At 74.3% G+C, this 26695-nt stretch carries 26 protein-coding genes, 1 pseudogene and 1 riboswitch; of the genes and pseudogenes, 18 read left to right on the forward strand and 9 right to left on the reverse strand.

Features of this window, described 5'->3' with window-relative positions; translation table 11 throughout:
* Positions 1-35: 35 nt before the first annotated feature.
* Both Cus16_RS07720 and Cus16_RS07725 read right to left on the reverse strand, forming a co-directional pair.
* Positions 36-509: a GNAT family N-acetyltransferase gene (locus Cus16_RS07720; RefSeq protein ID WP_083263809.1), complete on the reverse strand. Its 474-nt coding sequence runs from the start codon at positions 507-509 to the stop codon at positions 36-38.
* Positions 506-1285, reverse strand: a complete 780-nt coding sequence (locus Cus16_RS07725; protein ID WP_069712086.1) for a LysR family transcriptional regulator substrate-binding protein — start codon at positions 1283-1285, stop codon at positions 506-508. The genes Cus16_RS07720 and Cus16_RS07725 overlap by 4 nt, the downstream gene beginning before the upstream one ends.
* Positions 1286-1318: 33 nt before the next feature.
* Here Cus16_RS07725 and Cus16_RS07730 point away from each other — a divergent pair, with 33 nt between their 5' ends.
* The 3 genes from Cus16_RS07730 to Cus16_RS07740 all read left to right on the forward strand — a co-directional run bounded on the left by Cus16_RS07730 (position 1319) and on the right by Cus16_RS07740 (position 2834).
* Positions 1319-1708, forward strand: a complete 390-nt coding sequence (locus Cus16_RS07730) for a DUF5997 family protein (protein WP_069712087.1) — start codon at positions 1319-1321, stop codon at positions 1706-1708.
* Positions 1709-1723: 15 nt separating this feature from the next.
* Positions 1724-2230: a hypothetical protein gene (locus tag Cus16_RS07735; protein WP_069712088.1), complete on the forward strand. Its 507-nt coding sequence runs from the start codon at positions 1724-1726 to the stop codon at positions 2228-2230.
* Between the two features lie 61 nt (positions 2231-2291).
* Entirely contained in the window at positions 2292-2834 is a 543-nt protein-coding gene (locus Cus16_RS07740) for an Lrp/AsnC family transcriptional regulator (RefSeq protein WP_069712089.1), read from the forward strand.
* A 25-nt stretch (positions 2835-2859) separates the two neighbouring features.
* Here the strand turns inward: Cus16_RS07740 and Cus16_RS07745 are convergent, their stop codons facing one another.
* Positions 2860-3291 (reverse strand): GNAT family N-acetyltransferase, encoded by a 432-nt coding sequence (locus Cus16_RS07745; RefSeq protein ID WP_069712090.1) that lies wholly within the window; start codon positions 3289-3291, stop codon positions 2860-2862.
* Positions 3292-3402: 111 nt separating this feature from the next.
* On the opposite strand from Cus16_RS07745, the gene Cus16_RS07750 reads away from it, so the two are divergent.
* From Cus16_RS07750 to Cus16_RS07790, 9 genes and pseudogenes are all read left to right on the forward strand, one after another.
* A complete protein-coding gene (locus tag Cus16_RS07750; RefSeq protein ID WP_069712091.1) occupies positions 3403-4749 on the forward strand; it encodes a hypothetical protein in 1347 nt (448 codons plus the stop codon).
* 86 nt (positions 4750-4835) lie between these two features.
* Entirely contained in the window at positions 4836-6545 is a 1710-nt protein-coding gene (locus Cus16_RS07755) for a hypothetical protein (protein WP_083263810.1), read from the forward strand.
* A 173-nt stretch (positions 6546-6718) separates the two neighbouring features.
* Positions 6719-8047 carry an alpha/beta hydrolase gene (locus Cus16_RS07760; RefSeq protein ID WP_223246561.1) on the forward strand — a complete coding sequence of 443 codons (1329 nt, stop codon included), beginning with the start codon at positions 6719-6721 and terminating at the stop codon, positions 8045-8047.
* On the forward strand, positions 8044-10488 hold the full coding sequence (locus Cus16_RS07765) for a bifunctional lysylphosphatidylglycerol flippase/synthetase MprF (protein ID WP_083263811.1): 2445 nt from the start codon (positions 8044-8046) through the stop codon (positions 10486-10488). The genes Cus16_RS07760 and Cus16_RS07765 overlap by 4 nt, the downstream gene beginning before the upstream one ends.
* A 159-nt stretch (positions 10489-10647) precedes the next feature.
* Positions 10648-10781: riboswitch (FMN riboswitch) on the forward strand.
* An 81-nt stretch (positions 10782-10862) separates the two neighbouring features.
* Entirely contained in the window at positions 10863-11501 is a 639-nt protein-coding gene (locus Cus16_RS07770; protein WP_069712092.1) for a riboflavin synthase, read from the forward strand.
* A 41-nt stretch (positions 11502-11542) separates the two neighbouring features.
* A pseudogene (gene ribB, locus Cus16_RS07775) lies at positions 11543-12169 on the forward strand (3,4-dihydroxy-2-butanone-4-phosphate synthase); the annotation flags it as partial.
* Positions 12170-12189: 20 nt separating this feature from the next.
* Entirely contained in the window at positions 12190-12669 is a 480-nt protein-coding gene (gene ribH, locus Cus16_RS07780; RefSeq protein ID WP_069712093.1) for a 6,7-dimethyl-8-ribityllumazine synthase, read from the forward strand.
* 91 nt (positions 12670-12760) lie between these two features.
* Positions 12761-13438: a TetR/AcrR family transcriptional regulator gene (locus tag Cus16_RS07785; protein ID WP_069712094.1), complete on the forward strand. Its 678-nt coding sequence runs from the start codon at positions 12761-12763 to the stop codon at positions 13436-13438.
* Positions 13435-14040 carry a hypothetical protein gene (locus Cus16_RS07790; RefSeq protein ID WP_069712095.1) on the forward strand — a complete coding sequence of 202 codons (606 nt, stop codon included), beginning with the start codon at positions 13435-13437 and terminating at the stop codon, positions 14038-14040. Before Cus16_RS07785 ends, Cus16_RS07790 begins: the two co-directional genes overlap by 4 nt.
* A 173-nt stretch (positions 14041-14213) precedes the next feature.
* On the opposite strand, the gene Cus16_RS16635 is transcribed toward Cus16_RS07790, so the two are convergent.
* Both Cus16_RS16635 and Cus16_RS07795 read right to left on the reverse strand, forming a co-directional pair.
* Complete coding sequence (locus Cus16_RS16635; RefSeq protein WP_189319557.1) at positions 14214-14384, reverse strand: hypothetical protein; 171 nt, start codon at positions 14382-14384, stop codon at positions 14214-14216.
* A 91-nt stretch (positions 14385-14475) separates the two neighbouring features.
* Positions 14476-15030 carry a TetR/AcrR family transcriptional regulator gene (locus Cus16_RS07795; protein ID WP_069712096.1) on the reverse strand — a complete coding sequence of 185 codons (555 nt, stop codon included), beginning with the start codon at positions 15028-15030 and terminating at the stop codon, positions 14476-14478.
* A 136-nt stretch (positions 15031-15166) separates the two neighbouring features.
* Here Cus16_RS07795 and Cus16_RS07800 point away from each other — a divergent pair, with 136 nt between their 5' ends.
* The 5 genes from Cus16_RS07800 (at position 15167) to Cus16_RS07820 (ending at position 21422) form a co-directional block, all read left to right on the forward strand.
* Positions 15167-17200 carry an aldo/keto reductase gene (locus Cus16_RS07800; RefSeq protein WP_069712097.1) on the forward strand — a complete coding sequence of 678 codons (2034 nt, stop codon included), beginning with the start codon at positions 15167-15169 and terminating at the stop codon, positions 17198-17200.
* On the forward strand, positions 17179-18270 hold the full coding sequence (locus Cus16_RS07805) for a LacI family DNA-binding transcriptional regulator (RefSeq protein WP_083263812.1): 1092 nt from the start codon (positions 17179-17181) through the stop codon (positions 18268-18270). The genes Cus16_RS07800 and Cus16_RS07805 overlap by 22 nt, the downstream gene beginning before the upstream one ends.
* 202 nt (positions 18271-18472) lie before the next feature.
* The gene (locus Cus16_RS07810) at positions 18473-19996 is read left to right on the forward strand and encodes an MFS transporter (protein WP_069712317.1); all 1524 of its coding nucleotides are present in this window, start codon (positions 18473-18475) and stop codon (positions 19994-19996) included.
* A gap of 254 nt (positions 19997-20250) precedes the next feature.
* A complete protein-coding gene (locus Cus16_RS07815; RefSeq protein WP_069712098.1) occupies positions 20251-20760 on the forward strand; it encodes a flavin reductase family protein in 510 nt (169 codons plus the stop codon).
* A 47-nt stretch (positions 20761-20807) separates the two neighbouring features.
* Positions 20808-21422, forward strand: coding sequence for a superoxide dismutase (locus tag Cus16_RS07820; protein ID WP_069712099.1), 615 nt, complete (start codon positions 20808-20810; stop codon positions 21420-21422).
* Positions 21423-21515: 93 nt separating this feature from the next.
* Here Cus16_RS07820 and Cus16_RS07825 read toward each other — a convergent pair whose 3' ends face one another.
* On the reverse strand, positions 21516-22088 hold the full coding sequence (locus tag Cus16_RS07825) for a hypothetical protein (protein ID WP_069712100.1): 573 nt from the start codon (positions 22086-22088) through the stop codon (positions 21516-21518).
* Between the two features lie 121 nt (positions 22089-22209).
* Between Cus16_RS07825 and Cus16_RS07830 the strand changes: the two genes are divergently transcribed.
* Positions 22210-23181 (forward strand): carbohydrate kinase family protein, encoded by a 972-nt coding sequence (locus Cus16_RS07830; RefSeq protein ID WP_189319558.1) that lies wholly within the window; start codon positions 22210-22212, stop codon positions 23179-23181.
* 42 nt (positions 23182-23223) lie between these two features.
* Here the strand turns inward: Cus16_RS07830 and Cus16_RS07835 are convergent, their stop codons facing one another.
* The 3 genes from Cus16_RS07835 to Cus16_RS07845 are packed head-to-tail and all read right to left on the reverse strand — an operon-like array spanning position 23224 to position 26548.
* Complete coding sequence (locus Cus16_RS07835; RefSeq protein WP_069712101.1) at positions 23224-24705, reverse strand: serine hydrolase domain-containing protein; 1482 nt, start codon at positions 24703-24705, stop codon at positions 23224-23226.
* Entirely contained in the window at positions 24702-26051 is a 1350-nt protein-coding gene (locus Cus16_RS07840) for a cryptochrome/photolyase family protein (protein ID WP_069712102.1), read from the reverse strand. The genes Cus16_RS07835 and Cus16_RS07840 overlap by 4 nt, the downstream gene beginning before the upstream one ends.
* Positions 26048-26548 (reverse strand): MarR family winged helix-turn-helix transcriptional regulator, encoded by a 501-nt coding sequence (locus tag Cus16_RS07845; RefSeq protein ID WP_069712103.1) that lies wholly within the window; start codon positions 26546-26548, stop codon positions 26048-26050. Before Cus16_RS07845 ends, Cus16_RS07840 begins: the two co-directional genes overlap by 4 nt.
* Positions 26549-26695: the final 147 nt, after the last annotated feature.

Consider the following 26695-nt stretch of genomic DNA (forward strand, 5'->3'; position numbering starts at 1 on the left):
GGGGTGCCCGGAGCCGGTCCGGGTGCCCTGCGCGATCAGGTCAGCGGCAGCTGCATCTGCGTCGAGGTGACGCGGTACCCGAGCTGCTCGTAGAGGTCCTGCGCGCCGGTGTTGTAGCCGAACACGTTGAGCCCGATGCTCGTCGCGCCGTGCTCGTGAGCGACCCGCTGTCCGGCCTCGAGCGCACGTCGGGCGTGTCCGTTCCGGCGGTGGGCGGCGTCGATCTCGACGTCGAACACCCACCACTCCGTCGTGGCCTCGGCCGAGAACGGGCCGATCCACAGGTACCCGACAACCGCGTCGTCGTCGTCGAGCACGTCCCAGACGAAGTGGTCCGGCAGGGGAGCGCCACCCGGGAACCAGCGGTCGCGGGATCCCTGCGCGTTGGCCTCGGCCCGCGCACGGCTCTCGCCGGACCGCATCCGCGAGGCGACGTACTCGGTCATCGTCCGGTCGAGCCAGGCGGGGATCCGCTCGGCCGGCATCGGGACGAGCCGAGTGCCGGTCACCGGTTGCCCTTGGAGCCGCGCTTCGGCTTGCCGTTGCCGAGCCGCTGCGTTCCGGGACGGCCGGAGCCACGGGGCTTGCGCGCACCCTTGCCACCGGCCTTGCCGCCGGACGCCTGCTTCGCGGTGGCCTTGCCACCGGCGCCGGTCGCGCGGCCGGCACCGCTGCCGGAACCGGCCCGCTGCCCGCGTGTGCCGTCGTCGTCGGCGCGGGACGGGCCTCCCGGTCGGTCCTGGGCTGCGCGGGAGCTGTTCGCGGTCCGTCCGCGCACCACGCCGATGAACTCCTCCGTCGTGTCGGAGGCGTCGGTGTCCCGCCAGACCAGCGCGACCCGCGTGCCGGCTGCGCCGTCCAGCGGGCGGGCGACCAGGTCCTTGCGGCTCGCCGCGCGGAAGAGCGACTGCGGGAGCACCACGACCCCGACGTTCGCCTCGACCAGGTCGAGTGCGGCGGGGACGTCCGCGGGGACGGGGCCGGCGTCGACGACGTGCACGGACGCCAGGTCGGCCTCGGTGACCGTGTCGGCGTCGGCGAGGGGGGAGTCCTTCGGCATCGCGACGACCGCGGTCTCGGTCCAGAGCGGGATGCTGTTGAGGTGCGCGCCGACGGGCATCCGCGCGAAGGCCATGTCGGCTTCCCCGGTCAGGGCCTCGTCGACCTCGTCCGGACCGATCGGGAGCAGGCCGAGGGTCGTGTCCGGGAAGCGGTCCCGCCAGACCCGGACCCACTTCGCGGGGGAGACCCCCGGGACGAAGGCGATGGTGAGGGCCGCGGTCATGCAACCGAGTGTAGGGGCCGTACCCTGGTACCCATGGCGCAGGAACAGACGATGAAGGCCGAGACGGCTGCGAAGAAGCTCGGCATCCTGCTGGCGGCCGCGCCGGAGTCGTTCCGCGAGGGCCCGGTCACGCGGACGGCCTTCGACGAGCTCCGCACCGAGCCGCCGGCGTGGCTCGAGGAGCTCCGCCGCGAGGGGCCGCACCCCCGTCCCGTCGTCGCGCAGAAGCTCGGCGTCTCCATCTCGGGCCTCACCCGCGCCGGGGTGGACGAGCCGCTGACGACCGCGGAGATCAAGGCGCTGCTGCAGGAGATGCCCGAGTGGCTCGTCCGCGAGCGCGCCACCCAGGCCGAGGTGCACACCGAGAACGCCCGCGTGAAGCAGCAGCGAGCCGACAAGGCCGCCGCTCGCGCCCAGGACTGACCGAGCGGGACCACCGTGCACGAGACCGTCGCCGACGCGATGCTCGTCGTGCCGCAGTTCGCCTCGGTGTGCTGCATCGTCGGTGACCGCTACCGTCCCCGTCCCGGCGTCATCGTCCCCGCCTCGGTGATGCTCGTGGCGATGCTCATGCCGGTCGTGGACGCCGGGGCGTCCTGGACCCTGCTGGCCGCCGCGGTGCTCCTCCTGCTGGCCCCGCTGCCGGTCGTGCGTCGTCGACGCGCGGACGGGCGCCGTGCCGAGCCGATGGACGTCCACCGGGCGCTGTCGTCGGTCGTGATGGCGGGCATGCTCCTGATGGGGCACGCCACCGGGCTGACCGACGGTCACGCCGGGCACGGGATCGCGCTGTCGGCGGTGCTCGGGGCCGGGGTGGTCGGGTACTGCGCGTTCAGCGGGTGGCTGCTGCGCCACGAGTGGGGACGCGAGGACCGTCGCGCCGTCCGGAGCGGCGAGGTGTTCGCCATGACCGTCGCCGTGATCGGCATGACCCTGGCGATGTAGCGGGAGCGGCGTCCCACGCAGCGGCGTCCCGCGCAGCCGCGTCCCGCGGTACCGTCGGGACGTGTCCGATCGTCCCGTCCGCCGCCCCGACACCGTGCCACGCCCCGCCGCGCCACGTCTCGACGAGGTCGACGAGCGCATCCTCTGGACGCTCGCGGCCGACGCCCGCATGCCGAACAACCGCCTGGCGGCGGCCGTCGGGGTCGCGCCGTCGACGTGCCTGACGCGGGTCCGGGCACTCGAGGACGCCGGGCTCATCCGCGGGTACCGGGCGGACGTCGACGTCGCGAAGCTCGGCTTCGCGATCGAGGCCATGGTGTCCGTGCGCGTGCACGCGGCCGCACGACACGAGCTGCGTGACTTCGCCAAGCGCCTGCTGCGGGTGCCCGTGGTCCAGGACGTGTCGTTCCTGGCGGGCGACAAGGACTTCCTCGTGCACATCGCGTGCACGTCGACCGAGCAGCTGCGGGACTTCGTCGCCGACGAGCTGAGCGGCGACCCGGCCGTCGCGACGACGCAGACGAACATCGTCTTCGAACGGCTCGTCGCCGACCGCTCGCACCAGGGACGGTCGTTCGACGAGCTCCGGCGCTGGCGGGCCTGAGCGCCGCCCGCGTACGTCCGGTCGTCTAGCGCGTGCGGGTCATCGGCACGTGCGGGATGGCGTCCTCGAGGAAGTCGTCGCCGGACCGGACGAAGCCGAACCGGGCGTACCACTGCTCGAGGTGCGCCTGGGCGTTGATCGCGATCGACCCCGAGCGCGACTCGGCGATCGCGGCCTCCATGAGCTGCGCGCCGAGGCCCTGCGACCGGGCGTGCTGCGCGGTGGCGACACGACCGATGCGCTCGGTGCCGTCCTCCTCGCGCAGGAGTCGCAGGGTGGCGTCGACCGAGCCCTGACCGGCCCAGAACTGCAGCGTGCCCGGCTCGAGGTCGCGGCCGTCGATGTCCGGGTACGCGCACTCCTGCTCGACGACGAAGACGTCCTGCCGCAGGCGGAGGATCTCGTGCAGCGTCACGATGTCGAGGTTGCGTGTCGGGGCGTTGAAGATCGAGACCACGTCCGGCCTTTCCTGAGAGTTCCTCCCGAGACCGGGTGCGGTCCGGTGGGGTTCGGCGTACAGTGCCGGTCAACCACTCTACGTGCGCAGCCGAGATCAGGAGGTGAGCGCATGGACCAGCCGTTGCGCGACCCCTGGCGCGCGCTGCTCCGGACCGCCGTCGTCGGCGTCGGGGTCGCCGCTGCGCTCGTGCTGCTGTCGCTGCTCTTCGGTGCCCGTCCCGCGTCCGCCGCGGATGGCCCGGCCCAGCACCGCGGGCTCGTGGGCGGGCTCGTGCAGGACGTCGGCGGCGCCGTGCAGGGCGCGGCCGACGGCGTCGGGACGACCCTCGGGTCGGCCGTGGCACCGGTCCGCGGTGTCGTCGCACCACCGGCACCCGCTCCGGCACCGGCTGCTCCGGCACCGGCTGCACCGCCGGCCGCGGTCCACGCGCCGAGCGCACCAGCACCCGCACCAGCCGCACCGGCTCCGTCGCACACCGTCCCGGTCCGTCCGGCCCCCGTGCACGCCACGCCGACCGTCCCGGCGCCGGCACCCGCCGTCGACCACGCGCCGACCGCGACGCAGCCGGCCGTCCCCGCGACGGGGACCGGCGCGACGGGCGGGAGCGGTGCCTCCCGGCCGCTCACCGACGCCGTCACCGGCGTGGTCCGTCCCGTCACCGACGCCGTCCGCGGGATCACCGGCGCACGGCCCGTCAGCGGCGTCGTCGCGACCGTCGACGAGGTCGTCGGCGCCCTGCCGGTGACGGGCGACCTGCTCGGCGACGACACGGTCGGTACCGTCACCGCTCCGGTGACGGACCTCGTCGACGACGTGGTCGGCGGTGTCGGCGGCACCGTCGGCGACCTCCCCGGCACGGTCGAGCAGGTGCTGCCGCCCGTCGAGGCGGTCCTGCCCGTCCCGGTCGGGCCGGTCCTGCCCGGGACGCTGCCGCCGGTCCTGCCCGGGACGCCCTCGCCCGTCCTGCCGGGAGGCGCGACCGGCGTCCCCGACGTCGCCCCGACCCCGGTGGGCGGCCCGGTGACACCGCCCGTGGCAGCTCCTGCTGGACCGACCGGTCCGGCGGCCGGCGACGTCGCGCTGCCGCGCGCTGCTGCCTCCTCCGAGGCGCACCCGGCAAGCCCGCAGGAACGTGCGACCGCGGTACGGACGGGCGGCGCGGCGACCGTCGTCGCGGCACCGGCCGCGAGCCCCGTCGCCGGCTCCGCGGTGACGTTCGGCGGGCGTGCCCTGCTCGTGCCGGCGGACGGTGACGGCCACCACGGCCTCCCGGTCGGCCCCGAAGCCTCCGGCACCGCCGGCGGATCGTCCTCCGGCTCGGCGGGCGCTGCGCCCGTCGGTGTCGACGGCACCGCCGTGGTCCGGTTCTCCCTCGCCGCGGGGTCGCGCGGCACCCTCGCTGACGACGTGGTCCCCGCGTCGGTCGTCGGCGACCACGACGTCGCTCCTGACTGAGGTCGGTGCGCCTGTCCGTCACGGCAGGCACGCACCACCCGACCGCCATCGCGGTCGGACCAGATCTCGATCAGTGAGGAACGACCATGAACAAGTACGTCTCGAGAGGGCTGTGGTTCACCCTCTTCGTCGGAGGCCTGACGCTCGGAGGGACAGCGGCCGCGAACGCCGCGACCACCTCCGGTGCGGACGGCATCCTGTCCGGCACCCAGGTGGCTCCGGCCGTCAGCGTGCCGGTGTCCGTCACCGGGAACGCCCTCGGGGTCCTCGGTGACGCCGTGTCCGGGACCGCTGCTCCGGCGGCTGCCCCTGCTCCTGCCCCTGCCCCGGCCGCATCCGCCGCACCGGTGACGTCCGGTGCGGGCGGCGTCGCCTCGGGGACGCAGGTCGCGCCCGTCGTGACCGCTCCCGTCCAGGCGACGGGCAACGCGGTCGCCGTGGCCGGCGACGCCGCGGCGACAGCTCCGGCCGCTGCTCCTGCTGCTCCGGCTGCAGCCCCCGCTCCTGCTCCTGCTCCTACGACTTCCGGCACGGACGCCGTCGCCTCCGGGACGCAGGTGGTCGGTGCCGTGACCGCTCCGGTGACGGCCACGGGCAACGCGGTCGCCGTCGCAGGTGACGCCGACGCCACGTCGACGCCGCCCGCGACCGACGCCGGTGCGGGGTCCTCGGCCCCGTCGGCCGGTGGCACGACGTCGGGTTCGGACGGTGTGGGCTCCGGCACGCAGGTGGCCCCGGTCATCAGCGTCCCGGTGACGATCGGTGGCAACGGCATCGGGCTGCTCGGTGACGGCACGGCGACGGATACGGCGCCGACGTCCGGTGCGGGGTCCTCGGCCCCGTCGGCCGGTGGCACGACGTCGGGTTCGGACGGTGTGGGCTCCGGCACGCAGGTGACCCCGGTCGTCAGCGTCCCGATCTCGGTCGGCGGCAACGGCATCGGCGTCGTCGGCGACGGCACGGCGACGGGTACGGCGCCGACCGCCGGTGCGGGGTCCTCGGCCCCGTCGGCCGGTGGCACGACGTCCGGTTCGGACGGTGTGGGTTCCGGCACGCAGGTGACCCCGGTCGTCAGCGTCCCGATCTCGGTCGGCGGCAACGGCATCGGCGTCGTCGGCGACGGCACGGCGACGGGTGCGGCGCCGACCGCCGGTGCGGGGTCCTCGGCCCCGTCGGCCGGTGGCACGACGTCCGGTTCGGACGGTGTGGGTTCCGGCACGCAGGTGACCCCGGTCATCAGCGTCCCGATCTCGGTCGGCGGCAACGGCATCGGCGTCGTCGGTGACGGCACGAGCACCACGAACCCGGGCACGGGCACGAACCCGGGCACGGACCCCGGCACGGACCCCGGGACCGGCACGGACCCCGGGGCCGGCACGGACCCGGGCACCGGCACTGACCCCGGGACCGGCACGGACCCCGGCACGGGCACGGGCACGGACCCCGGGACCGGCACGGACCCCGGTACGGGCACGGACCCCACCACCACGACGCCCGGTGACGCCACCGTCGGCGGCGACACCCCCACGCCGGCGACCACGGCACCCGTGGTGAGCTCCGGCGGTGCAGCGACCACCGGCGCAGCGGCGACCACCGGCGTCACCGGCACCGGCGCGGCCGTGGCGACCAGTGCCTCCCGGACGGCCGCGGTGGACACGGCCGCCGTCGCCACCTCGGGGACGCCGTCGGCACTCGCGTACACCGGCACGGGATCGCCCGCGGTCCCCGCGGCCGCGGCGCTCCTGCTGCTGCTCCTCGGGGCGGCCGCACTGGTCCTCCGCCGGCGCACCGTCTGACGGCCTGACCGGTCGGAGGGGCACCGTCCGCGGTGCCCCTCCGACCCGTGCGCGCGCCAGCGTTCTGCTTGAGGACCCGCTGGGCCCTGCCTGGGAGCACTCGGTGTCCAACCTGTGCGCAGTGGAAGCGCTTCCGAGGCTCTCCGGCAGTGGTGCAGCGCCACGATGAGAGCGTGCTCCACGAACTCCTGCGCATCCCGATCACCGGCCCCCGGCTGCTCGTCCCCGTGTACGTCCTTGCCGCGGTCCTCGCCCTCTGGGTCCTCGTCGGCCCGACCCGCGAGCGGCACCGGGGTCGACGCGCGGCGTTCCGGGTCGGCGGTGCCGCCGTCGGTGCGGCCCTCGGTCTCGTCACGGTCTGGTGGACGGGTGACGTGCAGGACGACTTCGGTGTGGCCTTCACCCCGATCACGCGCATGTGGGTGGCGTTCGCCTTCGCCGGCGTCGCCCTCCTGCTCGTCGTCGCGGTCCAGGGCCGGTGGCTGGCACGGGTGCTCGCGGTCGGCGCGGCCGCAGCGCTGCTGCTCTCCGCCGGTCTCGGGGTCAACGTCGACTTCGGCTTCTACAAGGACGTCGAGCAGGCCGTCGCCACGAACCCGTACCGGTCGGCCACGATCCCGGTGTCCACGCACGACACCGCAGGCCAGCCGGTGGATCCGGCTGACTGGCACGCGCCGGCCGACATGCCGCGAGCGGGCGAGACCCTCAGCGTCAAGATCCCGGGCACCGTGTCGCACTTCCGGGCGCGGAAGGCCGTCGTCTGGCTGCCCCCGGCCGCCCGGGTCGCGCACCCTCCGGAGCTGCCCGTCCTGATCGCCCTGTCCGGGCAGCCCGGGCAGCCGGCGGACCTGTTCCAGTCAGGCGACCTCGGTTCCTTCCTCGACCGCTACGCCGCCGCCCACCACGGCCTCGGGCCGATCGTGGTGTCGCCGGACCAGCTCGCCGCCCCGAACCGGAACCCGATGTGCGTCGACTCCCGGCGCCTCGGGCGCAGCGCCACCTACGTGATGACGGACACGGTGCGCTGGATCGAGCACCACCTCCCCGTGGAGAGCGGCCCGGACGCCTGGGGCATCCTCGGGTTCTCGCAGGGGGCGACCTGCGCGATGCAGTTCTCGACCGCGCACCCCGACGTGTTCGGCAGCGCCCTGGCCATCTCGAGCGAGCTCGCCCCGATCACGGGCAACGCGCAGCTGAGCACCCAGCTGGCCTTCGGCGGCTCGTCGGCCGCGTACCGGGCGGCGGCCCCCGTCGCGATCATGGCGGCGCACGCGCCGTACCACGACCACCTCACCGTGTTCGGCTACGGTCAGGACGACGCCCCGTACCGGGTGTCGACCGAGACGCTCCGCGCCGCCGCGGAGCGCGCCGGCCAGCAGACGCAGCTCATCGTCTCGCCGGGCTCGGCGCACGACTGGAACACCGTGCGGTACGTGCTCGCGAACGGGCTGCCCGCCGTGCTCGCACACCTCGGTCTGCCGCAGCAGGAGGGGGCACTGTGAGCACGGACGCACCGACTCCGACGAGGACCTGGACCCGCGCCCTGCGCGCCGTCCGCGGGTACCCGGTCACGGCGGTGGTCGCGGTCCTCGTGCTCGTGACCTCGATCGCCGGCCTCGTCATCCGCGTCGTCGGACGCACCGGGTCCGTCGACGCCGTCCACTTCGGACCGTTCCGGGTCTTCGCCGTGACGACCGGGGCGCTCGCCCTGGTCCTCACGCTCGCGGGCGTCGTCGCGTTCGTCGGCGCCGCCGAGCGGCTGACGGGGAGCCGCCGGACCGTCCTGGCCTTCGTCGCCACGACGGTCGTCGGGACGGGTCTGGCGGCGCTGACGGCCCTGTTCGACCGGGACGGCCACCACGTCGGTGCGCTCCTCGTCGGCCGCGCGACCAGCTTCGACCCGTGGACGGCGATCCTCGGGACGATCGTCACGGCGAGCGCCTTCGCGGGACCGCTCTGGCGCCGTCGCATCCGGGTCAACGCCGTGGCGGTCGTCGCCGCGCTCCTGCTCTACGCGGGACACGTGGCGGACCTCTCCGCCGCGCTCGCGGTGGCCGCCGGGTGGATCCTCGGCGACCTCCTCCGCCGGGGGCCGGCACGGCTCGGGTGGACGCGCAGTTCGCACCGCGAGACCCGGGTGCTGCTCGGCACCGTCGTCCTCGTGTCGGCGGTCGGTCCCGTCATCGCGCTCCTCTCCCGCGCCCGCGTCGGCCTGCTCGCACCGCTCGCCGCGGTCGTCGGCACGGGGCCGGTGACGCCGGTGCGCGGCTGCTCGGAGAACGGGGTGACGGGGGAGTGCCTGCGCGGTCTGCTGGCCTACCGCGCCACCGACCCGTGGACGCTCGTGCTCGCCGTCGCGCCGCTCCTCGTGCTCGTCGTCGCCGGGCTCGGACTGTTCCGCGGGAGCCGCTTCGCGGTGTGGCTCGCGGTCGTCGTCGACACCGTGCTGGCGGTCGCCGCCGCCGTGACCTACAGCGTCCTGCCGTCGCGGATGGCCGAGCTGCACGGCACGGAGAACCGCTTCGTCGTCTCGGTCTCGGTGGTCGCGTCCGTCGTCGTCCCGCTCGCCACCGCGCTCGTCCTCGTGCTGCTCCGCCGGTCCTTCACCGTCCTGCCGGCGCGGCGCCGCGTGGTGACCTTCCTGGTCGTGGTGGTCGCCGCGCTCGTGATCGTCACGACCGTCGTGCTCGTCACGACGGCCTCGTCGCCGCGCGCGGTCGCCGACCCCCTGCGGCTCGTGGTCGCCGCCCTCGGGCCGCTCTCCCCGGTCGTGACCTGGGACCGACTGCCCGCGCTCGACCCCGCCCTCCGGTTCGTGCTCGGCGCCGCCGGCCCGGTGCTCTGGCTGGTCGTCGCCGCCGCGGCGGTCCGGCCCACCGGTGCGGTCGACGCCGACGCCGACGCCGACGGCCTGCACGAGAGCCGACTCCGCGCGCGGACGCTGCTCGAGGCGGCGGGCGGGGACACCTTCGGCTGGATGACGACGTGGCAGGGCAACGCCTACTGGTTCTCCGACGACGGTCGCGCCGGTGTCGCGTTCCGGCGGAACGGACGCGTCGCGGTGACCGTCGGCGGGCCGTTCGGGTGGCCGGACGCGCGCGACGCGGCCATGACGGCGTTCGCCCGGTGGTGCGACGACCACGGCTGGACGGCGGTCTTCTACGGCATCGGTGCCGAGTCCGCGGCCACCCTCACCGCGCAGGGCTGGGGCACGCTGCCGGTCGCGGAGGACGCCGACCTGGACCCCCGCACCTGGACGACGACCGGCAAGAAGAAGCAGGACGTCCGCACCGCGGTGAACAAGGCCGGGCGCGAGGGCACCACCGCCCTCTGGTCGTCGTGGCAGGACCTGCCCGTGTCGACGGTCCGGCAGATCGAGGCGATCTCCGAGGAGTGGGTGTCGGAGCGCGAGCTGCCCGAGATGGGCTTCACGCTCGGCGGCGTCGACGAGATGCGGGACCCGGCGGTGCGGACGCTCGTGGCGCTCGACCCCGAGGGCACCGTGCTCGCGGTGACCAGCTGGCTGCCGAGCCACCGGGCCGGCCGGGTCGTCGGCTGGACGCTCGACGTGATGCGCCGGACGAACGCGGCACCGAACGGCGTCATGGAGTTCCTCGTCGCGAGCGCGGCGGACCGGATGCGCGAGGACGGGGTGGAACGCCTCAGCCTGTCCGCCGCGCCGCTCGCGCAGTCGGCCGAGGGCGCGCCGACCGCCGACGGCGTGCAGGACCTGCTCGACCTGGTGGGCGGCGTCCTCGAGCCGGTCTACGGCTTCCGGTCGCTGCTCCGGTTCAAGGCGAAGTTCGGCCCGGACCTGCACCCCCTCGTGCTGGCGTACCCGGACCCGGTGGCGCTGCCCGCGATCGGCGTCGCGGTGGTGCGGGCGTACCTGCCGGACCTGTCGCTGCGGCAGGCCGTCGCGCTGGTGCGCGGGCGGGGTTGAGCCGGGCTGCGGTCGCGGGACGGCGTCCCGAGGCGGGAGCGACGGACGGGAGGCGCGGGGCGGGCCCGCCCCGCGCCTCCCGTCCGCCACGCGGCCCGTGTCACCCGACGCAACGCCGCGGACGCGCCCCGGGGGTGTGGGGTATCATTTCAGTCACGCAAGCGCTCCGGGGTCGGTGCAAGTCCGAACCGGTGGTGACAGTCCACGAGCTGACGACGGGTTCCGACCCGACCGATGCTGACCCGGTGGGATCCCGGGACCGACGGTGAGAGTCCGGATGAGAGGTGGCGCTGGCGGGCAGGGACGATCCGTCGTCCCCGTCCGCTGTTGCCGACGACCGTCGAGCGCCCCGGAGTCCCGTTGAGAGGACACCAGTGTTCACCGGCATCATCGAGGAACTCGGCACCGTCACCGCCGTCGAGCAGCGCGGCGACTCCGTCGCGCTCACCGTGCACGGTCCGAAGGTCGTCGCCGACGCCCGCCACGGCGACTCCATCGCCACGAGCGGGGTCTGCCTGACCGTGGTCGAGCAGACCGCCGACACCTTCACCGCCTTCGTCATGAAGCAGACGCTCGACATGAGCGCGCACGGCACGCTCGCGGTCGGGGACCGCCTGAACCTCGAGCGCGCCGCGTCCGTGGGCGACCGGCTCGGTGGGCACATCGTGCAGGGGCACGTCGACGGCACCGCGACCGTGCTCGACACCGCCGACGGCGACGGGTGGCGCCGCGTGCGCTTCTCGTTGTCGCCGGACCTCAGCCCGCTCGTCGTCGACAAGGGCTCCGTGGCGATCGACGGCGTCTCGCTCACCGTCAGCGCCGTCTCGGACGAGGCCACCGCACCCGCCGACGCATGGTTCGAGGTCAGCCTGATCCCCGAGACGCTCGAGGCGACCACGCTCGGGTCGCGGGTGCCGGGGGACCGGGTGAACATCGAGACCGACGTCCTCGCCCGGCACGTCCGCCGCATGCTGCGGCTCGAGGCCGCGGCGCCCGTCCTGGAGGCACGGTGACCGCCGTCGGGACCCCGTCCGTCGCGCAGACGGGCGGCCCGGTGCTGTCGAGCATCGACGACGCGGTCGCCGCCATCGCCGCGGGGCGCCCGGTCATCGTCGCCGACGACGAGCACCGCGAGAACGAGGGCGACGTGATCCTCGCCGCCGAGCTCGCGAGCCCCGAGTGGGTCGCGTGGACGGTCGCACACTCGTCCGGGTTCATCTGCGCCCCGGTGAGCGCCGAGATCGCCGACGCCCTCGACCTGCCGCCGATGGTGGCCCACAACGAGGACGTCCGCGGCACGGCGTACACGGTGACCGTCGACGCAGCGGTCGGCGTGACGACCGGCATCAGCGCGCACGACCGGGCACGGACGCTCCGCGTGCTCGCGGACCCCTCGTCGGTCCGCGACGACCTGCACCGCCCCGGGCACGTCGTGCCGCTGCGGGCCCGGCCCGGCGGCGTCCGTGAACGCGCCGGGCACACCGAGGCCGCGATCGAGCTCGTCACCGCAGCCGGGCTCCGGCCCGCGGCGGCGATCTGCGAGATCGTCGGCGAGGACGGCGAGATGATGCGTCTGCCGGGCCTCGTCGCACTCGGGGCACGCGAGGGCGTGCCCGTCATCACCATCGCCGCACTCGTCGACTGGCTCGACGCGGCCGACCGGGCAGCGGCGTCGTCCGCGCCCCAGGAGGGAACCACAGCATGAGCGGAGCAGGAGCAGCGGAGCGCGACCACGTCGACGGCTCGGGCATCCGGGTCGCGATCGTCGCCGGACAGTGGCACGAGACGATCGCCGGGGGCCTCCTCGCCGGTGCGCAGCGCGAGGTCGAGCGTCTCGGGGCGACGGCGCAGGTCGTCCCCGTGCCGGGCAGCTTCGAGCTGCCGGTCGTCGCGAAGACCGCGCTCGAGGCCGGGTTCGACGCGGTGGTCGCCCTCGGTGTGATCATCCGCGGCGGGACGCCCCACTTCGACTACGTCTCGAGCGCGGCGACGAGCGGCCTGACCACGGTCGCCCTCGAGAGCGGCAAGCCGGTCGGCTTCGGTGTGCTCACCCTCGACGACGAGCAGCAGGGCCTCGACCGTGCGGGGCTCCCCGGGTCGAAGGAGGACAAGGGCGCCGAGGCCGCGCACGCGGCGATCGCGACCGCGGTCGTGCTGCGGAGCCTGCGCCAGCTCGCCTGACCCACGACGGAGCGCCCCGCACCACGGACCCGTGGTGCGGGGCGCTTCGTCGTCCATGGACACCGACAGCGCGCCGGTGTAGTTTTTGAACATGTTTGAAAAGCAGGGGGAGGCGGTCACCAAGCGTGACCGCACGCGCGGGCGCATCCGCGAGGTGGCGTTGCGGTCGTTCCGCGAGCAGGGCTATGACGGCACGACGATGCGGGGCATCGCGGCCGAGGCCGGGCTCTCGGTCGGGAACGCGTACTACCACTTCCCGACGAAGGACCACCTCGTCCAGGAGCTCTACGTCGAGGTGCAGCACGAGCACGTCGCCCTCGCGGTGCCCGCGCTCGATGGGGTCGAGGACCTGACGGACCGCGTGGGGATCGTCGTCCGCACGGGGCTGCAGAACCTGTCGTCCTGGCACGCGATCGCGCCGCAGTTCCTCACGACCGCGATCGCGCCAGGGTCGCCGAACAACCCGTTCTCGGCCGAGTCGGCCCCGGCGCGGGACGTCGTCCTCGGGCTCTTCGAACGGGCTGTCACGCAGTCACGGAACCGGGTGCCCGAGGAGCTGCAGGCCGACCTGCCGCGGGCACTGTGGACGGCGTACCTGCTCGTCACGCTCTTCTGGGTGTACGACGGCTCGCCGGGGCAACGTCGCACCGACCGCCTGGTGGACGCGGCACTGGGGATCCTGCGCTTCGCGCTGCCGATGCTGCGCGTCCGGCCGTTCCGGCGTTCGGTGACCCGCATCGTCGGGATCGTCGCGGGGCGGGACGCATGAGCGGCGACGGCGAGCAGGTGAGTCGGACCGTCGCGGACCCTCGGGCCGGGGCGGCCGGGGCGGCCGCTGCGGCCGGCACCGACCCCGGGGTCGGCCGCACCTGGACCCTGGAGGACTCGATCGCGCTCGAGGCGCGTGCGTACGGGTGGCTGGTCCTCGCCGTCCTGCCCGTGCTCAGCCTCCTGCCGACGGTCGTCGGTCTCGTGGGGGTGCTCGTCGGGGGCGACGTCACCGTGTCGGACGCGATGTCGACCGTGTGGTGGGTCGTCCTCGTGCCGCTGGTCTCGGCGATCCCGGCCTTCGTCGCGTCCGTCCTGTCGCTCCCGGTGACGTGGGTCGTCGGACGTCGGCTCCGCCGGGTGCGGTCGGACCGGGCGCACGTGGCCTGGACGGCACTGACCGCCGCGGTGCTCGCGGTCGCCTCGACCGCCGTCGTGGCGATCCTGCTCGCGGACGGGTACGACGACCCCCTGGCGTACGTGGGTACGGCGCTGCCGATGGGGTTCGCCGCCGGCGTGGCGGGCGCGCTCGCTCGGCTCGGTCAGCTGCGGAGTGCCCGTCGGCGGGACGCAACGGGGCCGACGACGGGGCCGCTCGTGTGACGATCCGCGCCGGTGTCGAACCGCGGAACCGACATCGAACCAGCTGTGGGGGGTGGTTCGATGTCGGTTCCGTGGTTCGACCCGAGGGCGCGGGCGTGGGCGACGGCGCCCGTGCACGACGAACGGCCCCGCACCTCGGTGGAGGTGCGGGGCCGTCGTGGTGGTGCTGCCGGCTACTTCTTGCCGAAGACGTGGATCGGCAGGAAGAAGGAGAGGCTCATGAGGAGCAGGCCGCCCATGAAGACGAAGGCCTGGCCCGACTGCACCTGGAACGCGAACCCGAAGAGGTACATCGACACCAGCAGCAGCAGGATCGAGAAGAAAGCGGCGACGACGCGGGCCACGGTGGTACCTCCGGTTCGAGCGGGTGGATCGGGACCAGTCTATCCCCAGGTCGGGCGGGACCGGTTCACGCGCACCGCGAGGACGGTCGGTTCACGCACCCGGACGGGTCGCGATGAGCCGGTCGACCACCGCGAGCAGGGCCTCCATGTCGACGCTGGCACGGTGCGGCCGCACGTCGGTCGCGATCGCGGCGCCGAGCGAGGCCTGGTGGTAGAGCCCGTCGCCGAGCAGCTTCACGGCCTGCGCGGTGGGGACGTCGCCGAGTGCGTCGACCAGGGTCTCGAGCCAGGCGTTCTCGGTCTCGTCGAGCGTCCGCCCGGCCTCCTCGTACCCGGCCTGCTGGAGGCGGCTCGCCGCGAGCAGGGCGAGGTCGAGCTCGCTGCCGACGTAGAGGCAGTTGCGGACGAAGTAGCGCGGCGCACCGTCCTCGGCCTCGCGCATGCGCTCGACGTCGATCGCGGAGAGGTCCGACAGACGCTCGCAGAGTCCCTCGACCAGCGCGGCCTTCGACCCGAAGTGGTACAGCAGTCCGCCCTTCGAGACACCGGCCCGCGCGGCGACGGCGTCGAGGGTCGCCGGACGCTCGCCTTCCTCGCACACGATGGCGACGAAGCTGTCCAGGACGCGGTCGCGGGCACTTGCCATGCGGACGAGTCTAGGGAACCGTCCGGACCGTGACGACCGCCGGGGTCCGTGAACGTTCACGAACGCCTTGTCCCGCTGCACCGGCCCGGCTAGCGTCGCCATGACCGTGAAGGTTCACGACACGAACAGGATCCGCATGTCAGCGCAGACCGCGACCCCCTCGACCACGCCGCCCGCCGGAGATCCCGCCCCCGGCTGGGCCGTCCTCGGCCCCGGCGGCATCGCCCGCCGCTTCCTCTCCCAGCTGCCCGCGAGCACGGGCACCCTCGTCGCCGCGGGCAGCTCCGCCACCGAGCGCGCCCGGGCCTTCGCCGACGAGGCCGCCGACCACGGCTTCGCCGACGTCCGCGCCGGTGAGTACGACACGGTGCTCGCCGACGACGCGGTGGACGCGGTCTACGTCTCGACCGTGCACACCGGTCACGCCGACCTGGTGCTCCGTGCGCTGGCGGCCGGCAAGGCCGTGCTCTGCGAGAAGCCGCTGGCGCCGAACCACGGCACGGCGATGGCGCTCGTCGACGCCGCGCGTCAGGCGGGCCTGCCCCTCGTCGAGGCGTTCATGTACCGGTTCCACCCGCAGACCGCGGCCCTGCTCGACCTGGTCCGCGAGGGTGCCGTCGGCGAGGTCACCCACGTGGACGCCTCCTTCGCGTTCCGCGCGGGGGAGCGCACCGGACGGCTGTTCGACGTCGCGACCGCCGGCGGCGGGATCCTCGACGTGGGCGGGTACCCCGTCACCATGGCGGCCGCTGTGGTCCAGGCCGCGACCGGTGTCGCCGTGGCGGAGCCCGTCGAGCTGACGGCGTCCGGCACCCTCGGCCCCACCGGCGTCGACGAGTGGACGGTGGCGCACCTGACCTACCGGACCGGCATCACCGCCTCGGTGCGCACCGGTGTCCGGGTGCAGGACGACAACGCCGTCACGGTCCACGGCACGCGGGGGCGCATCGTCCTGACCGACCCGTGGACCCTGTCCGAGGACCCGACGATCGTGGTGAACACCGTCGACGAGGACCCCCGTACGCTGTCGTTCGCCGGCGCGCAGCCCTACGCGCTCGAGGCCGACGCGACGACGGCGGCACTGGCAGCCGGCGCCGTCGAGGCCGCGCAGATGACGCTCGACGAGACGCTCGCCACGGCCCGGACGCTCGACCGCTGGCGCGCCGCGATCGGCCTCCGCTACCCGTTCGAGGCCGAGACCGCCGACATCCCCACGGTGAGCGGCCGCCCCCTGCGCGTGCGGGACGACGCCCCGATGCGGTACGGCGAGATCCCCGGCGTCGGGAAGCGCATGTCGCGCCTCGTCATGGGCGTCGACAACCAGCCCGACCTGGCCCACGCCAGCGCGATCTTCGACATGTTCGTCGAGCAGGGCGGCAACGTCTTCGACACCGGGTACATCTACGGCGGCGGGGTCCTCGAGGGTCGGCTCGGCCAGTGGATCGCGAACCGCGGCATCCGCGACGACGTCGTGGTCATCACGAAGGGCGCGCACACCCCGTTCTGCGACCCGGAGTCCCTCACCCGGCAGCTGCTGGAGAGCCTGGAACGGCAGGGCACCGACCACGCGGACGTCTACATGATGCACCGCGACAACCCGGACGTGCCGGTCGGGGAGTTCGTCGACGTGCTCGACGAGCACCGCCGTGCCGGGCGCATCCGGGTGTTCGGCGGATCGAACTGGACACCGGCCCGCTTCGACGAGGCGAACGCGTACGCGGCGGCGAACGGCAAGCACGGCTTCGAGGTCCTCAGCAACCACTTCGGGCTCGCCGAGGCGTACGACGTGCCGTGGGACGGCTGCGAGCACGCGACCGACCCCGCGTCGAAGCGGTGGCTCGAGGAGCGCCAGGTCCCGCTGCTGCCGTGGTCGTCGCAGGCGCGCGGCTTCTTCACCGGACGGGCCGCCCCCGGGGACACCAGCGACGCCGAGCTCGTGCGCTGCTACTACTCGGACGCGAACTTCGAGCGCCTCCGCCGGGCCCGCGAGCTCGGGGAGCGGTACGGCGTCCCGGCCACGGCGATCGCCCTGGCGTACGTGCTGCACCAGCCGTTCCCGACCTTCCCGCTGTTCGGCCCGCGCACCATCGCCGAGGCCCGGTCGTCGATGACCGGCCTGTCGGTGGAGCTCAGCCCGGAGCAGGTCGCGTGGCTGGACCTGCGCGACTGAGCGGGAGCGCCGACGTCGGCGACGCGGGCGGGGCCGTCACGGCCGCGCCCGCGTCGCTCCGGCGTCCGCCGGACACCGTCGGGCCGCCGGCCGTCCGTGCCACGATCCACGACGTCGCCGCGGCGGCCGGGGTGTCCCGGCAGACGGTGACGCGCGCGATGAACGGCCTGTACGGCATCAGCGCGGCGACGAAGGAACGGGTGCTCGCGGCGGCCGCGGCCCTGGACTACCGCCCCTCGCGCTTCGGCCGCGGGCTCGTGACGGGCGGTGACCGGCAGCTCGGGCTCGTCGTGAACGACCTCCGCAACCCCTACTCGCCGGAACTCGCCGCCGCCGTGCTCGGGCTCGCGGCGGGGCGGGGGTGGAACGTCATGCTCGCGGACGTCGGGCTCGCCGGCGACTCAGACCGGGCGGTGCAGGCGCTCGGCGTGCAGACGGACGTGGTGGTCGGCTACCTCGGCGCGCGCGCTCCCGAGTGGATCGAGCGACTCGGCTCGGTGCCCGTCGTGGAGCTCGACCCCGCCGGCGAGGTCCTCCGTGCCGCGGTCCGCATCGACCCCACCGCGGCGATCGAGGAGCTCGCCGACCACCTGGTGCGAACCGGTGTCCGGCACCCCGTGATCGTCGACGCGTCGGAGAGCGGGCGCCCGAGCAGCCGTGGGCGCCTCATGCTCGACGCGCTCCGCCGCCGCGGGTACCTGCCCGAGGTGGCGATCGCGGACGCCCCGACCGCGGAGCTCGGTGCCGCCATGACCGCCCGCGCGCTCGACCGGTTCCGTCGACTCGACGCCGTCATCGCCTTCAACGACGTGATGGCGCTCGGTGTGCTCGCGGCCTGCCGACGCGCCGGTGTCGACGTCCCGGGGACGGTCCGGGTCGTCGGGGTGGACGGGCTCGCGACGGGCACGCTCGTGTCGCCGACCCTGACGACGCTGGGCGTCGATCTCGACGTGGTCGCCGGTGAGGCGCTCGACCTCGCCCTCGGCATGCTCGCCGGTGAGCTGCCGCGCTCCGGCGCGGCTGTGCAGCGCACCGTCCGGCACCGGCTGCTCCTGCGCGAGTCCGCCTGAGGGCTCCCGGGTGGGCGGACGGCGGACGGGAGGCGCGTGTCGGGCCCGCCACGGGCCTCCCGACCGGTCATGGTTGCACTTGCAACCATGACCGTCCAGACGGTACACTGATGGAGTCCTGACGGGGCGCGTGTCCACTTCCGCGTCCCGTCTCGTCTGCTCCGCCGTCGACCTGGTCCGGCTCGTTCCCCAGGGAGTCACCGTGTCCGCTCTGCTCACCAGCCCCGTCGCCACCGCCGTCACCGGCAGCCGCGCCCGACGGTTCGCGGCCCTCGCCGTGCTCATGCTGCCGGTGCTGCTCATCTCCGTGGACAACACGGTGCTGAGCTTCGCACTGCCGACCATCGCGCGCGCCCTCGACCCGAGCGCGACGACCCAGCTCTGGATCGTCGACGCCTACCCGCTCGTGCTCGCCGGCCTGCTCGTGGTGATGGGCAGCATCGGCGACCGCATCGGCCGCCGCCGGATCCTCGTCTTCGGTGCCACCGGGTTCGCGCTCCTCTCGGTCGCGGCGGCCTTCGCGACCGAGGCCTGGATGCTCGTCGCCGCCCGCGCCGTGATGGGCGTCTTCGGCGCCATGCTCATGCCGGCGACGCTCTCGATCATCCGGAACGTCTTCGTCGACGCGGGGGAGCGGCGCATGGCGCTCGCCGTCTGGTCGACGATGTTCGCCGCCGGCAACGCCCTCGGCCCGCTCGTCGGCGGCACCCTGCTCGCGCACTTCCACTGGGGTGCGGTGTTCCTCGTCGCCGTCCCGATCCTCGTGCTCATGCTCGTCGGTGTGCCCTTCTTCGTGCCCGAGTCCCGCGACCCCGCGCCCGGCCCGGTGGACGTGCCGAGCATGCTCCTGTCGCTCGGTGCCCTCGCGCCGACGGCGTGGGCGATCAAGTCGGTCGTGCACCCCGACGAGCGCGGGCTCGCGATCGCGATGCTCGCGGTCGGTGTCCTCTGCGGCACCGCGTTCGTCCGCCGGCAGCTGCGCTCGCGCACGCCGATGCTCGACCTCCGGCTGTTCCGGAGCACCGCGTTCACCGGCAGCGTGCTCATGAACATGGCGGCGATGTTCTCGCTCACCGGCTTCCTGTTCTTCGTCGCCCAGCACCTGCAGCTCGTCGCCGGGCTGAACCCGTTCACCTCCGGGCTGGTGCTCGTGCCGGGCTCGGTCCTGACCGTCGTCGCCGGCCTGGTGGTCGTGCCGATCGTGGCCCGGGTCGCTCCGCGCTGGGTGGTCGCGGTCTCCCTGACGTTCTCGGCCGCCGCCTACGCGATGGTCTCCCTGCTCGGACACGACGCGACGATCGTCGCGCTGGCCGTCGCGTTCGTGCTGCTCGGCATCGGCATCGGTGCGTCCGAGACGGTGACGAACGACCTGATCATCTCGACGGCCCCCGCGGACAAGGCGGGAGCGGCGTCGGCGGTGTCCGAGACGGCCTACGAGATCGGCGCGGTGCTCGGCACGGCCGTGCTCGGGACGATCCTCGCGACGGCGTACCGGACGCACGTGGTGGTCCCGGACGGTCTCAGCGGCTCGGCGCGGACCGCCGCCCAGGAGACCCTCGGCGGCGCGGTCTCCGCGGCGACCGACCTCGGCGGGGCAGCGGGCCAGGCGCTCCTCGAGAGCGCCCGGGCGGCGTTCGACTCCGGCGTCACGATCACGGCCGGTGTCGCAGCGGTGCTCATGCTCGTCGCAGCGGCGGCCTCGGTGGTCATGCTCCGGCGGGACTGACGGGACCGGAGCGACCGACGCCGGCGCGGTCCGACCGGCGCTGGCTCGACGCGGCCGACCCGGTCGCGTGGCGAGCCAGGCCCGGTCGCGCGGCGAGCCAGGCCCGGTCGCGCGGCGCGGCCGACCCGCTGGTGCGGCGCGCCCGGGATCGGACGAACCTGGGAATCGCTGACGCGGACCCCCGTCGAGGTCCTACGTTGGGAGGTGGCCGCGCAGCCGCGGCCGACCCCACCCGGAGGATCCCCACGACTGCCATGCCCGACGAAGCACCCGCGACGACCGCCGACGCCTACAAGGCCGCCTTCCGCGGCCACCCCGCCGGCGTCGCCGTCATCACCGCCGAAGGGCCCGACGGACCCACCGGCCTGACCGCCTCCAGCGTCGCGAGCGTCGCGGTGGACCCGCCCGTCCTCGTGTTCTCGCTGTCGACGAAGTCCGGCTCCGCCGGGGTCGTCCTGGGCGCCGACGTCTTCGTCGTGCACCTCGTCGACTCGCTGAGCGTCGGGCTCGCGAAGCGCTTCGCCGCCACGGGCAGCCCGGCAGCGGACGACCCGATGTGGGGCACCCTGCCGTCCGGCGAGCGGTACCTCCCCGGCGCCGCGACGGCCCTGCGCTGCCGCCCCCGGTCGACGACCGAGATCGGCTCGTCCACCGTCGTCGTCGCCGAGGTCCTCGACATCGTCGTCGGCCAGGCCCACGGCGAGCCGCTCGTCTACCACAACCGGGAGTTCCACTCCCTCTCCGAACGTTCCCGGCTCTCCTGAGCGCCGCGGGACCACGTCAGACCACCACCGATCGAAAGGACCTCGCCATGGCCGAGTACACCCTGCCCGAGCTGCCGTACGACTACGCCGCGCTCGAGCCGCACATCAGCGGCAAGATCATGCAGCTGCACCACGACAAGCACCACCAGGCCTACGTGACCGGTGCGAACACCGCGCTCGAGCAGCTCGGCGAGGCGCGCGAGTCCGGCAACTTCGGTGCGGTCAACAAGCTCGAGAAGGACCTGGCGTTCCACCTCGGTGGCCACGTCAACCACTCGATCTTCTGGACCAACCTCGGCCCGGACACCAAGGTTCCCGAGGGCGAGCTCGCCGCGGCGATCGACGAGTTCTTCGGGTCGTTCGAGAAGTTCCAGGCACAGTTCGCCGCCGTGGCCAACGGCATCCAGGGCTCCGGTTGGTCCGTCCTCGCGTGGGACCAGGTCGGCCAGAAGCTCGTCACCTTCCAGCTCTTCGACCAGCAGGCGAACGTGCCGCTCGGCGTCGTCCCGATCTTCATGCTCGACATGTGGGAGCACGCCTTCTACCTCGACTACCTCAACGTCAAGGCGGACTACGTCAAGGCCGTGTGGAACATCGTCGACTGGGAGAACGTCGCGGCCCGCTTCGCGAACGCCAAGTCGCAGTCGTTCGTCACCCTGTGACGCGACGTCGGTCACCGCGGTGACCGACCGACGGACGGGAGGCGCGGTGCCGGTCGGTACCGCGCCTCCCGTCCGTCGTCCGTGCCGTCCCGGTCAGGCGGCCGCCAGTCGGACGTCGGCGGCGAGCCCCCGGGCGACGGCGAGCAGGGCGGTGTCGACGTCCGCGTGCTCGGGGTCGACCAGTGCCGACCACTGCGCGCCGCGTGCGGCGTCGACCGCAGCCCGCGCGGCGCGGTCCGCCTCGGCGTCGCAGTGCCCGTGGGCGCGACACCACGCGGTCAGTTCGGCGACCCGGTGGCGGTGGAGTCGACGCTGGCGGTCACGGCCGTCGAGTCCCTCGACGCAGCCGAGCTCGAAGGTCAGCCGGACCGCGAGCAGGCGTTCCGGGGTGCCGAGCCGGCCGTAGACGGCGAGGAGGTGCTCGGCGAGCGCGTCCGGGTCGGCGTCCGGTGCCAGCAGCCGGTCCTCGTCGGCACACAGGTGGTCCACGACGGCGTCGACCAGGGCGTCGCGCGAGCCGAAGTGGTAGACGATCGGGTAGGCGCTCGTGCCCAGGACACGGCCGAGGCTCCGCACCGAGGCGTCCTCGACCTTGGTGTCCTGCAGGTGGCGCGCGACCTTCGCGATGATCGCGGGCTTGAGCGTGGGGTCGGGCCTCCTGGGCATGGTTCCTCCGGGCGGTCTCGAGTGGCGGCGGCGTGTCCGCCGGGGTGATCTCCTGAAATGTTAGCGGATCAGTGGAGCGCGCGGTCCGGAGCTTTGCTCATGTTCGTGTACCGTGTCGGACGTGTCACCGTCTCCCGAGCGCGTCCCGGTCCCGTCACGGCCCGCGGTGGCCGCCGAGGGACGACGGGTGGCGGGACGGCGTCGCGGGCGCGGCAAGCGCTTCCTGGTGGTCGGCGACGTGCTCGACGGGGTCCTGGTGGAGACCACCGTCACCACGGCGGGAGCACACGACCCGGCCGCGGTGATCCGGCACCAGCCGGCCGGTGCCGGTGGGGGCGCCGCGAGCTGGCTGGGGTGGCTCGGCGCGGAGGTCGACCTCGTCGCCCGGGTCGGGGTGGACGACGTGGTGCGGCACGGGCGGGCCCTGACCGACGCCGGCGTCCGGCCGCACCTGCGGTACGACGCCTGCGTCCCCACCGGAGCGCTCGTGTCGGTCCGGAGCACCGGGGGACGGACCAGCATGTCGGACCCGGCGGCGAGCGGTGACCTCCGGGCCGACGACGTCGACGACAACCTGGTGTCCCGCGCGGACATCGTCCACCTCACCGGGGCGGCCCTGCTCGGTGGCGGTCCGGCGCGCATCGTCGGACTCGTCGCACGCGCGCGATCGGGAGGGGCACGCGTCTCGCTGGACCCGTCCTCGACGGCCGTCCTGCGTGCGATCGGCGCCGAGGACGTGCTGTCCGCGCTGACCGGTGTGGACGTCCTGTTCCCGAACGCCGCCGAGGCGCGCGCCCTGGGCGGGGCCGACGACCTGCCGGAGGCCCTGCACCGGCTCACCGAGGTGGTGCCGCTCGTGGTCGTGACGACCGGGGCCGACGGCGCACTGGTCGGCCGACGGGGTCGGGCTCCGCTGCGCGTCAGCGCGCCGGCCACGACGGTCGTCGACACCACGGGGGCGGGGGACGCCTTCGCCGCGGGGTTCCTCCGCGCCTGGGCGACCGACCGCGTCCGCGTGGCGTCCGCCGCCCGCGAGGGCGTCCGCGTCGCGTCCCTCGCGCTCGGGGTCGTCGGGGCGCGCCCGCCGGTCTAGCGGTCCGACTCCGCGTCCGGTGTCACTGCCCGTACTACGGCGTCACCGTTCGGCGGGTTCGGCGGTCACCAGCAGGGTCTGCACGCGCCCGGCGGCGAGCGGGGCGAGGCGGATGTCGACCCGGAGTCGTCCCGCGGTGCCGGGGAGCCACCACCGGAGCTGCGACGGGACCGTCGAGCGCTCCTCGAGCGGCGCGGCGTCGAGGTCGGCCCCGACGGTCCGCACGGCCTCGAGCAGCGCACGACGGCGGGCCGCCCACGGCCGGTCCATCGGGACGTTCGGGGTGCAGACCGCGGCACCGAGGGCGGCGACCGTCGCGTCGTCCACGTCGTCGGCGGCCCACTCGCGCAGCAGCGCCGAGACCGCCTCGCGGGCCGCCCGCACGGCGTCGACCGTGCGGCGCACCCCCGGGACCGCTGCCGCCCGCTGCACCCTCGCGGTGTCGCCGTCGACGTGCACCGGCAGGTCCGCGAGGAGCTCGTCGAGCGCCTGCTCCGCGGGTGCGGACACCTTCGCCTGCGTCGCGTTCTCGAACGCCACGACGCCCAGGCCGTGCTCGACCGACCACCGCATGTGCGCGGAGAAGCCGGGGTAGCCGCCGGAGTGCGACACGATCTCGCCGTACCGCGGGTCCTGCTCGACGAACAGCCCGAAGCCGTACGCGGTCGCTCGGCGTGCGGTGGGGACGACCGACGGCGGGACGACCCGCAGGGCCTGCTGCGCCGCGCGGCGGTCCGCCGGTGTCACCGGACCGGGCTCGGGGTCGGCGCCGGACGCGGACGCCAGGTGCCGGGCCCAGCGGGCGAGGTCACGGACCGTCGAGAACAGCCCGCCGATGGCCGAGAACGCGCCCGGGCCGGTCATCGGCTGGCGGGTCCAGGAACCGTCGTCGTCCCGCTGGCCCGTCACGACGTGGCCGTGTGCCTCGGCGGCGCTGAAGACGGTGGCGTCGAGCCCGAGCGGCGTGAGCACCCGCTCGGTCACCGCCTGCGCGTACGGGACGCCGGCGGCGTGGGCGATCGCTCGCCCGATCAGCGCGTAGCCCGTGTTCGAGTAGGCGAACCGCGTGCCCGGGACGGAGTCGAAGAGCAGCCCCCCGCGGAGCACCGCGTCGAGCTCGTCGTCCGTGATCGACTCCTGCCGGTCCGCCCAGGGGTCGTCCGTGGGCAGGCCGCCGGACATCGTCAGCAGCATCCGCAGGGTCGGGACGGGTGCGTCGGGGGAGGGCAGCGTGACGGCCGCGAACGCCGGGACCGCGTCGGTCACGGGGCTGTCGAGGTCGACCCGTCCCTCGGCGACGAGCGTCAGCAGGGTTGCCGCGGTGAAGCTCTTCGTGCAGGAGGCGATGCGGTAGACCGTGTCCGCGTCCGGCGCCCGACCGTCGCCACGGTCGCCGTGGCCTCCGGACGCGATCAGGCCGCTCCGGTCGAAGACACCCCACACGCTGCTCGGCGTGGTGCCGTCCTCGACCCGGGAACGGAACCGCGCGTCGATGACCGCGAGGACCGCGGGGGAGACCGTCACGTCCGGCGCATCTCGGCGTAGGCGTCGAGGGCGCGCTGCCGGGTGGCCTTCAGGTCGACCATGGGCTCCGGTCGGTCCTCGTCCGCCGGCACCCACCGCCGCACGTACTCGCGGTGCGGGTCGAAGCGCTCGAGCTGGCGGTCGGGGTTGAACACCCGGAAGTACGGCGCGGCGTCGAAGCCCGACCCGGCCACCCACTGCCAGTTGCCGGCGTTGTTCGCGGGGTCCGCGTCCACCAGGGTGTCCCAGAACCACTGTTCGCCGATGCGCCAGTCCACGAGCAGGTTCTTGACGAGGAAGCTCGCCGCGGCCAGCCGGACGCGGTTGTGCATCGCGCCGGAGGACCACAGCTCGCGCATGCCCGCGTCCACCAGGTCGAAGCCGGTGCGGCCGTGCCGCCAGCGGTCGAGCTCGTCCTCGTCCACGTCGCGCCAGGGGAAGGCGTCGAACTCGCGGCGCACGTTGACCGTCGCGATGTCGTCGCAGTGGAAGTACTCGTTCCAGTTGAACTCGCGCCAGGCGAGCTGCCGGAGGAACGCCGGGGCCTGTCGCCGCTGGGCGGGCTCGAGCTCGCCGTGCAGTCGGTGCCACACCTGGTACGGACTCACCTCGCCCCACCGGAGGTGCGGAGAGAGGTCGCTCGTCGCCGCCATGGCTGGTTCGTCGCGCTGGTCGTAGTCCTCGAGCGCATCGTGGACGAACTGCTCGAGCTTCCGGTGCGCGCCGGCCTCGCCGGGCTCCCAGGCGTCACGCAGCCCGCCGGCCCAGTCCGGCTTCGTCGGCAGGAGCGCCCAGTCGTCGAGGTCGTCGGACGCCACATCGGCCGGGGCGGGCAGGTCGCGCGGCTTCGGCAGCGGGTGCCGCGGCTCGGGCATCGCCTGGGCGGCCCGCCAGAACGGCGAGAAGACCTTGAAGGGTTCGCCCTGGCCCGTCATGACCGTCCACGGCTCCCAGAGCAGGTTCGCCGCGAAGCTGTGGGCCTCGGTGCCGTCGTCGGTCAGGGCGCTCTTGATGCCTGCGTCGAGGTCGCGCTCCACCTTGCCGTAGCGCCGGTTCCAGTACACGGCGTCGGCGTCGGCCTGGGCGACGAGCTCGGGGATGACCCGCGCGGCCGGACCACGGCGCAGCACGAGCCGGGACTGCCGGTCGCGCAGCTCCGCGTCCAGCGCCGCGAAGGAGTGGTGCAGCCACCACCGGCTGGCGGCACCGACCGGTCGGATGCCCGGTGACTCCTCGTCGAGCACGACGACGACGGTCACGGGGCCGCCGTGGTCGATCCCGGCTCGGAGCGCCGGGTTGTCGGCGAGACGGAGGTCCTCACGCAGCCAGACGATCGCGCCGGTCATGCCGACACCGTCTCGACGGCACGCGGACGGCGGTCGCGGTCGGGACCCCCGGCCGCCACGCGCAGCTTGGTGCAGAGCTCGGTGAGGGTGCGGAGCTCGTCGTCGTCGAGTCCGGCACCGACCTGGTCCGCGATGGTCCGGGCGTGCTGCACCGCCACCGAGCGGTAGACGTCGAAGCCGTGCGCCGTGAGGGCGACCACGACGCCGCGTGCGTCGTTCGGGTCGGGCTGCTTCTCGACGATCCCGCGCGAGGCGAGTCGCTCGACGAGGCGGCTCACGCTCGGCTGGGTGAGCAGCAGGTGACCGGTGAGGTCGCGCATCCGGCAGCGTCGGCCGGGCTGCGTCGACAGGTTGAAGCACACGTCGTACTCGTTGAAGGAGATCTCACCGCCCGGGAAGTCGGCGTTGAGTGCGCGCATCACGGTCACCTGCGCGCGGAAGAGTGCCTCCCAGGCCGCGACGGCGGTCGCCTTGTCGCTGCGGCGTGCGTCGTCCACGGTCGTCGTCCCTCTCGGTCGTGCGGTCCAGCCACACTACCGACGGGCGGGGACACCGCGCGGAGCGTGGACCGCCCGTGGGGGACACGGGGGAGCCGTCGGGAACGACAGAGGCCGGTCGCCTTCTGGGCGACCGGCCTCTTCCCT

The sequence above is a fragment of the Curtobacterium sp. ER1/6 genome, from assembly GCF_001742745.1.
Taxonomy (GTDB): Bacteria; Actinomycetota; Actinomycetes; order Actinomycetales; family Microbacteriaceae; genus Curtobacterium; species Curtobacterium citri.

Bases quoted from the DNA above. Each gene is read 5' to 3' on its own strand.
- Cus16_RS07725 (WP_069712086.1), bottom strand. From the start codon at position 1,285: ATGACCGCGGCCCTCACCATCGCCTTCGTCCCGGGGGTCTCCCCCGCG.
- Cus16_RS07730 (WP_069712087.1), top strand. From the start codon at position 1,319: ATGGCGCAGGAACAGACGATGAAGGCCGAGACGGCTGCGAAGAAGCTC.
- Cus16_RS07750 (WP_069712091.1), top strand. From the start codon at position 3,403: ATGGACCAGCCGTTGCGCGACCCCTGGCGCGCGCTGCTCCGGACCGCC.
- Cus16_RS07755 (WP_083263810.1), top strand. From the start codon at position 4,836: ATGAACAAGTACGTCTCGAGAGGGCTGTGGTTCACCCTCTTCGTCGGA.
- ribH (WP_069712093.1), top strand. From the start codon at position 12,190: ATGAGCGGAGCAGGAGCAGCGGAGCGCGACCACGTCGACGGCTCGGGC.
- Cus16_RS07785 (WP_069712094.1), top strand. From the start codon at position 12,761: ATGTTTGAAAAGCAGGGGGAGGCGGTCACCAAGCGTGACCGCACGCGC.
- Cus16_RS07790 (WP_069712095.1), top strand. From the start codon at position 13,435: ATGAGCGGCGACGGCGAGCAGGTGAGTCGGACCGTCGCGGACCCTCGG.
- Cus16_RS07795 (WP_069712096.1), bottom strand. From the start codon at position 15,030: ATGGCAAGTGCCCGCGACCGCGTCCTGGACAGCTTCGTCGCCATCGTG.
- Cus16_RS07800 (WP_069712097.1), top strand. From the start codon at position 15,167: ATGTCAGCGCAGACCGCGACCCCCTCGACCACGCCGCCCGCCGGAGAT.
- Cus16_RS07815 (WP_069712098.1), top strand. From the start codon at position 20,251: ATGCCCGACGAAGCACCCGCGACGACCGCCGACGCCTACAAGGCCGCC.
- Cus16_RS07820 (WP_069712099.1), top strand. From the start codon at position 20,808: ATGGCCGAGTACACCCTGCCCGAGCTGCCGTACGACTACGCCGCGCTC.
- Cus16_RS07825 (WP_069712100.1), bottom strand. From the start codon at position 22,088: ATGCCCAGGAGGCCCGACCCCACGCTCAAGCCCGCGATCATCGCGAAG.
- Cus16_RS07840 (WP_069712102.1), bottom strand. From the start codon at position 26,051: ATGACCGGCGCGATCGTCTGGCTGCGTGAGGACCTCCGTCTCGCCGAC.